Origin of the sequence: Candidatus Macondimonas diazotrophica (genome assembly GCF_004684205.1) — a bacterium.
Taxonomy (GTDB): Bacteria; Pseudomonadota; Gammaproteobacteria; order UBA5335; family UBA5335; genus Macondimonas; species Macondimonas diazotrophica.
On record NZ_SRIO01000036.1, the window covers coordinates 1 to 5,574 of the forward strand.

Below are 5,574 nucleotides of genomic sequence, written 5' to 3' on the forward strand. Positions count from 1 at the left end.
GCCGCAGACACCGCGCCAGATATCGACAAGCCGCCCTTGCTACCGCTGGCCGAGAAATGCGCTTCGATCTACCGACTCGATGCAGATCACAAACTGAATTTGCACATGCAGTCAGCCAGCACGCTGGTTATCGCCGGCCTCGCTCACAACGGGGATCAGCATGACGGCGACGGCGAGCGGAAGGTGATGGTCGGCGCCGGTGGATTCATCGAGGTCGATATAGGCGGATCGGCTGAGTACGCTCAGCCAGGCGCTGAAGGCCTCACGGCTCAACAGCAAGCGCTTGATGCAATGCATATCCAGGCAAAAAACCTCGGCGTTGACATCCTGGGCAATGCTGGGGCGGGCGAGTCTGGCGACGCCATGAATGTGCGCCTGATTGCCAGGACAGCAACGCTGGTGCAGGTCGCTTCGGCTGGTGCTGCAGGACTTGAGCGCATTCTCAAAATCGCAGCTAGATGGGTTGGCGCGAATCCTGATCAGGTCGCGGTCAAACCTTTCACGGATTTCAACGTGCAGTCTGCAAATCCAGCCGAAGCGCTGGCGTTGGCGCAGATTCGAAATCTGGGCGCCCCATATTCCAAGCGCGCCTATCACTGGTGGCTGTCCAAGCAGAAATTCACGCCGTTCAGTTACGAAGAAGAAATGGACGAGATCGAGAGCGAAGGGCCTTGAACTAAGGAGCCGGAAAATGCGGATCAATGTTTACAGCCAAGAGCTGACCCCTGAAGTTAACCTGCTGGCGAAGGAAAGCAATACCGGCGTGACCTACCACGCCGCGCAGTTGATGCTGCACTCATCTCCGATGCTGCATCACCCGCCGATGGACGATGACCGAAGCGCCGTGACTTTCTGGCTGCCGAAGTCACAGGCCCGGCGCGAGGAAATGGCCGCCGCCTTCGAGCGCGTGGCTGAGATTTTCCGCACCGCGCCTGCCGATACGGGGATGGACTGATGGCGCCTGACCAGGAGTTAGCCGATCGTGGCCGATATTGCCGTGAAGTTTGACAACAACAAACCACGCATGGATCTGCTCGACCCTCGCGCCATGGAAGAGCTTTCCAAGGTGCTGACGTTCGGCGCGCAAAAATACGCGCCGCACAACTGGCGGAAAGGGCTGCACAAGTCACGCCTGATAGGCGCTGCGCTACGCCACCTGTTTGCCTACCTGGTCGGCCAAGACAACGACCCAGAAACCGGCCTCTCGCATGCGGCTCACGCTATGTGTTGCTGCATGTTCATTTTGGGCTTGGAGCATCGCACCGACCTGGACGACCGACCCAAAGACGTTGGTGCCTCACCAGGAGTTGGCTGATGCCGATATCGCGCCGCGCATCCGCGCCGACCTCGAAGCGAGTGAAAAAGCTATGAGCATTGAATTGTTAAACGTTGATTGCATGGAATACATGCAGGCACAGCCAAACAATGCCTTTGATCTGGCGATCGTTGACCCGCCTTATGGGATTGGCGAGAGCGGCAAGAAAAACGCCAGCCGGTGCAGACTGATTGCTGCTAAAGATTATAAACCTTTTTATGGCGATGATTTAGAGCCGCCACCTGTGGAGTATTTCAGAGAGTTGCAACGAGTGAGAAAAAATCAAATTGTATGGGGGGCTAACCACTTCATTGACAGGATTGCGCAGGGTTCGCCGTGTTGGGTGGTGTGGGATAAGGATAATGGAGCAGCTGATTTTGCTGATTGCGAGCTTGCCTGGACGAGCTTTAAAACAGCAGTTCGTCTGTTTCGATTCCGATGGGCCGGGATGCTTCAGGGCGACATGAAGAACAAGGAGCTCCGAATCCACCCAACTCAAAAACCCGTGAAGCTCTATGAATGGCTATTCACCACCTACGCCAAGAAAGGGCAGCGGATTTTAGACACCCATTTAGGCAGCGGATCGAGCGCAATAGCAGCCCATTACGTCGGCTGTGACTTTGTAGGATGCGAGATTGACCCGCATTACTTCCAGGCATCCAAGGCGCGCATAGAGAACGAGACGCGCCAGCGGGATATGCTCTGTCATGGCTGACGGGTGGAATGATGCGCTTCAAGACGAGATCATCGAGGCTCAAACGGACCTTATGCGCCTTGCGTCCGCAACCGCAGAAGATCTGATCGAGATCCTCGACAGGACAGACGCGAAGATAAAATCCATCCTGCTTGATCTTGAGATCAATGCCGGCGTCACGGCTGCACAATACGCCGAAATCAGGCGCGCACAGCAGCAGATAGCCGAAATGCGCGCAGAGGCGTGGGGCCAGCTGTCTATCGAACTGACGGACCGAGTAAATCAGGTTGCCATCGCATCTCAGGATGGCGTTATTGCCGCAATCGTAACCGCGTCAGACGGCAATATCAGGCCGTCGGTAGTCGCTACAAGCTCGCTCATTTCAATATCCACTTCCCGGCCATTCGAGGGCCGTTTGTTGGCTGACTGGGCTGCAAAGATGCAATCGGATGATGCAGCGCGATTCTCGCGAGCAATACAGCTAGGCATGGTTGCAGGGCAAGGGCCGGCTCAAATTGCGCGGGAGATTTACGCGGATTCTGGCGTTGCGGGCATGACCAGGAGGTCAATCGAGGGCACAGTGAGAACGGCAATCAATCACGTGTCGTCGGAGGCGCAGGCGCTGTTCGCAGCCAAGAACCCGTACATCAAACAGGAGAGGTTCGTTGCGACGCTCGATCGCAGTACAACTTTTATTTGTGCATCAAATGACGGCGAGGTTTTTTCCGCCGGCGAAGGGCCAAGGCCTCCGTTGCATTTCAATTGCCGATCGCGCCGAGTGCCGTTCCTGGGATTGGATTACCTAGTCGGAGACCGGCCCTATGTTGAGGCCACCGATTCAATGGCGCGCAAGGCATATATTGCTGACGGCAAGCCAAAGGGCGGGTTCCAGGCGTATCGGCGGCAATATTTCCGTGATCGAGTTGGCGGAGTGCCAAAATCAACGACCTATAGCGACTGGCTAAAGCGCCGTTCGGCGGCGTTCCAGGACGAAGTTCTTGGGCCAACTCGAGCAAAACTATTCCGAGAGGGGGGACTGAAAATTGACAAGTTCACGACTGAAGGCGGGCGCACGCTGACGCTCGACGAGCTGCGACGCAAACACAAACGCGCGTTCGAGCGCGCAGGACTGTAACGAGAGGTAAGCATGACGATCAAATCCGAATACGAAACCGCCGACGAAATCCCGGAACAGTACCGCGAGCTTTATGAGCAGCGCGGGAATAAATGGGAACTGGCAGCGATCGAAGGCGTGAAGCCCGAATCAGCATTCGCTGACGTGAAGAGGGCTCTCGATGCAGAGCGGGAGCGTGCACGACAGATCGAGGCGCAGTGGCGAAACTGGGCGCCGCTGGCAAAGCACGATCCGCAGCACATTCAGTCCGTGCTGGATCGCCTGCCGGAATATGAGGCGCTGGCAAAGCAAACATCGGACATTCAGGCGCGCATCGACGAAGTGTCGTCGGCTCGCATCAAGGCCGCGACTCTGCCAATCGAGCGCGAGCGCGACGCCCTACGGCAGAAATACGAGGAAGCGGAAGCGCTGTTGCAGAAGATGTCTGCAGCTGAGCAGCAACGCAAGGTCACGGACGCCATCCGCGCTGCAGCAAGCAAGGTCGGCCTCGATCCTGACTCGATCGAGGATGCCATCATGCTCGGCCAGGCGACGCTGGAGGTTGCGGCTGATGGCGTGGTACAGGTGCGTGATGGTGCGTCTGGGATTCCTGCCGGCATTGACGCCGAGCGCATGCTTGCCCATGTCCGCGACAACGGGATGCGCCCGCGCTGGTGGTCTGAGAATGTCAGCGGAGGCTTGCGAGGCGGTCGAGCATCTTCGAGCAGCATTGCCAATCCATGGGCGAAGGGCACGATTAACGTTACCGAGCAGGCGCGCCTCGAACAGACGAATCCGGCGCTGGCGAGTAAGCTTAAAGAGGCAGCCAGGGCATGATTCGATTGCCCCATGTTTGCGCATGGGGCATATTCACCCTTTGGCCAGACGAGGATGAATCCCGCAAGTCCATAATGTGTCGGCCAGTCTCTGGGCGTCATCGACATGCGCAATGACGGACATCAGGAGATCTGGCGCAAGAATCATTCCCCGGCTAGCTCTTTCAGAACACCTGAATTAAGCCGCGCCGTAGGCGTCGGCTTGAATGAAATGTTAGCCGTAAACGCGGCTGACCCAACGAAGAGGATACGACATGAGCGAAGTAATGCAAGAAATGCCGCGCTACGAATGCCACAAACAAGTGTGGGCGCTGAAGATCAAGGAAGTGCATGACAACAAAGTCACAACCCCGACGCTGGTGTTTGATGAGGACGGATATGCGCCAATCTCTGTTGATTGGGATTGGTACTACAAGCACAAGCCGCATCCAGGCGGGTACTACGTTGTCTATGCCGATGGCTACAAAAGCTACTCACCAGCGAAGGCGTTTGAAGACGGGTACACCCGGATTTGACGGCTAACACCTGAATCAAGCCGCGCCGCAGGCGTCGGCTTGAATGAATTGTTAGGCCGCACTGCCGGAGAACGACATGAAACAAGGCTACTACAGCGAGATTGCAACCCCGCGCGAAGCGCTCTACGAAGCGGCTTGCGCGATGGACAACCAAGACGTGCCGCTTGAGGACTGGCCGGTGAAACTGATTGCGGCCTTGTCCCGTGCGGGCTTTGCGGTAGTCCCTGTTGAACTGCCGCATGACGTGCTTGGCCGGGCAGCAATCGCCGGAGTTGCAGAAACGGGGAACCCAAAGCACGCATGGGATTTCCTAATCGCCGCGACCCGTGCGGCATAACTGCCTTTAGCTCATCAATTGCTGGATATTTAGCATCTTGAATGATATTGCGGATCGCATTTCGGATTCGCTCCTTGATGTGCCCATAAAGCAGATCATTCATCATTACGATTGCATATTCATGGTCGCGCGAAGATCTGTCCGAATCTTCACCATCACGGATTGAGTAAAATAATTCACCAGAAACCTTCAGCTTGTAAACTAAGTAACCTGGCCTGATGTTGCTGACGTGATCAGGATCGGCCCGCCAGTGAAGGCCATCTGACTTGACTGTCGAGCATACGCAGCTAATTGTTTTCTTCATCTATCATCCTCCATCCATCATCTGTAGGCGAATATCCAGAACCGCATAAAAGTGCAGTTTGTTCGTCGAACATCGGGCTAAGGGCAAGCAGACCCTTTCTGGCCAACGCACGAACATATCGCCGCGGCCTATAAATGCCAGAAATCGCAGATATCTGGCTCAATGTTATGATCGATCTTTCTTTGTCATATATTTCAGACCATACAGAAAGAACCTTGGATTCATTTGCCGTTATTCGATAATCCATCATTCACAGCCTATACTTAGCAACAAGTTCAGCAAGTTCAGCTTCGATTTCCGCAGTCATCCATTCGGCGTAGATAGTGGCCAACACTGCAAAGCGGGGCGGTTCGCTAGATTTTGAGATCATTCCAGGGCCAATCTCAGCTGTGACCCAGTGCGCAAAAGCAGAGGCTCTGCCAAAAGTAAGATGAGGATCATCTGAAAGCATGATCAGCC

General features: G+C 55.5%; 9 protein-coding genes. 8 read left to right on the forward strand and 1 reads right to left on the reverse strand.

The genetic code is table 11. From position 1 onward, the window contains the following. From E4680_RS13350 to E4680_RS13385, 8 genes are all read left to right on the forward strand, one after another. Positions 1-675, forward strand: a 675-nt coding sequence (locus tag E4680_RS13350; protein WP_135282918.1) for a DUF4055 domain-containing protein, incomplete at its 5' end; no start/stop codon positions are given. Between the two features lie 16 nt (positions 676-691). Beyond that, positions 692-955 (forward strand): hypothetical protein, encoded by a 264-nt coding sequence (locus E4680_RS13355; RefSeq protein ID WP_135282919.1) that lies wholly within the window; start codon positions 692-694, stop codon positions 953-955. A gap of 27 nt (positions 956-982) precedes the next feature. Beyond that, positions 983-1,315: a dATP/dGTP diphosphohydrolase domain-containing protein gene (locus E4680_RS13360; protein WP_205688941.1), complete on the forward strand. Its 333-nt coding sequence runs from the start codon at positions 983-985 to the stop codon at positions 1,313-1,315. After that, positions 1,308-2,030 (forward strand): DNA methyltransferase, encoded by a 723-nt coding sequence (locus tag E4680_RS13365; protein ID WP_205688942.1) that lies wholly within the window; start codon positions 1,308-1,310, stop codon positions 2,028-2,030. The genes E4680_RS13360 and E4680_RS13365 overlap by 8 nt, the downstream gene beginning before the upstream one ends. After that, entirely contained in the window at positions 2,023-3,144 is a 1,122-nt protein-coding gene (locus E4680_RS13370) for a phage minor head protein (protein WP_135282920.1), read from the forward strand. Before E4680_RS13365 ends, E4680_RS13370 begins: the two co-directional genes overlap by 8 nt. Positions 3,145-3,156: 12 nt before the next feature. Then, a complete protein-coding gene (locus E4680_RS13375) occupies positions 3,157-3,960 on the forward strand; it encodes a hypothetical protein (RefSeq protein WP_135282921.1) in 804 nt (267 codons plus the stop codon). A gap of 253 nt (positions 3,961-4,213) precedes the next feature. After that, positions 4,214-4,474 (forward strand): hypothetical protein, encoded by a 261-nt coding sequence (locus tag E4680_RS13380; protein ID WP_135282922.1) that lies wholly within the window; start codon positions 4,214-4,216, stop codon positions 4,472-4,474. A 76-nt stretch (positions 4,475-4,550) separates the two neighbouring features. After that, positions 4,551-4,811: a hypothetical protein gene (locus tag E4680_RS13385; protein ID WP_135282923.1), complete on the forward strand. Its 261-nt coding sequence runs from the start codon at positions 4,551-4,553 to the stop codon at positions 4,809-4,811. Positions 4,812-5,365: 554 nt separating this feature from the next. Here E4680_RS13385 and E4680_RS14360 read toward each other — a convergent pair. After that, positions 5,366-5,574, reverse strand: a 209-nt coding sequence (locus tag E4680_RS14360; protein ID WP_205688943.1) for a hypothetical protein, incomplete at its 5' end; no start/stop codon positions are given.

Coding starts and splice junctions, on each gene's coding strand:
- E4680_RS13355 (WP_135282919.1), top strand. CDS start 692: ATGCGGATCAATGTTTACAGCCAAGAGCTGACCCCTGAAGTTAACCTG.
- E4680_RS13370 (WP_135282920.1), top strand. CDS start 2,023: ATGGCTGACGGGTGGAATGATGCGCTTCAAGACGAGATCATCGAGGCT.
- E4680_RS13375 (WP_135282921.1), top strand. CDS start 3,157: ATGACGATCAAATCCGAATACGAAACCGCCGACGAAATCCCGGAACAG.
- E4680_RS13380 (WP_135282922.1), top strand. CDS start 4,214: ATGAGCGAAGTAATGCAAGAAATGCCGCGCTACGAATGCCACAAACAA.
- E4680_RS13385 (WP_135282923.1), top strand. CDS start 4,551: ATGAAACAAGGCTACTACAGCGAGATTGCAACCCCGCGCGAAGCGCTC.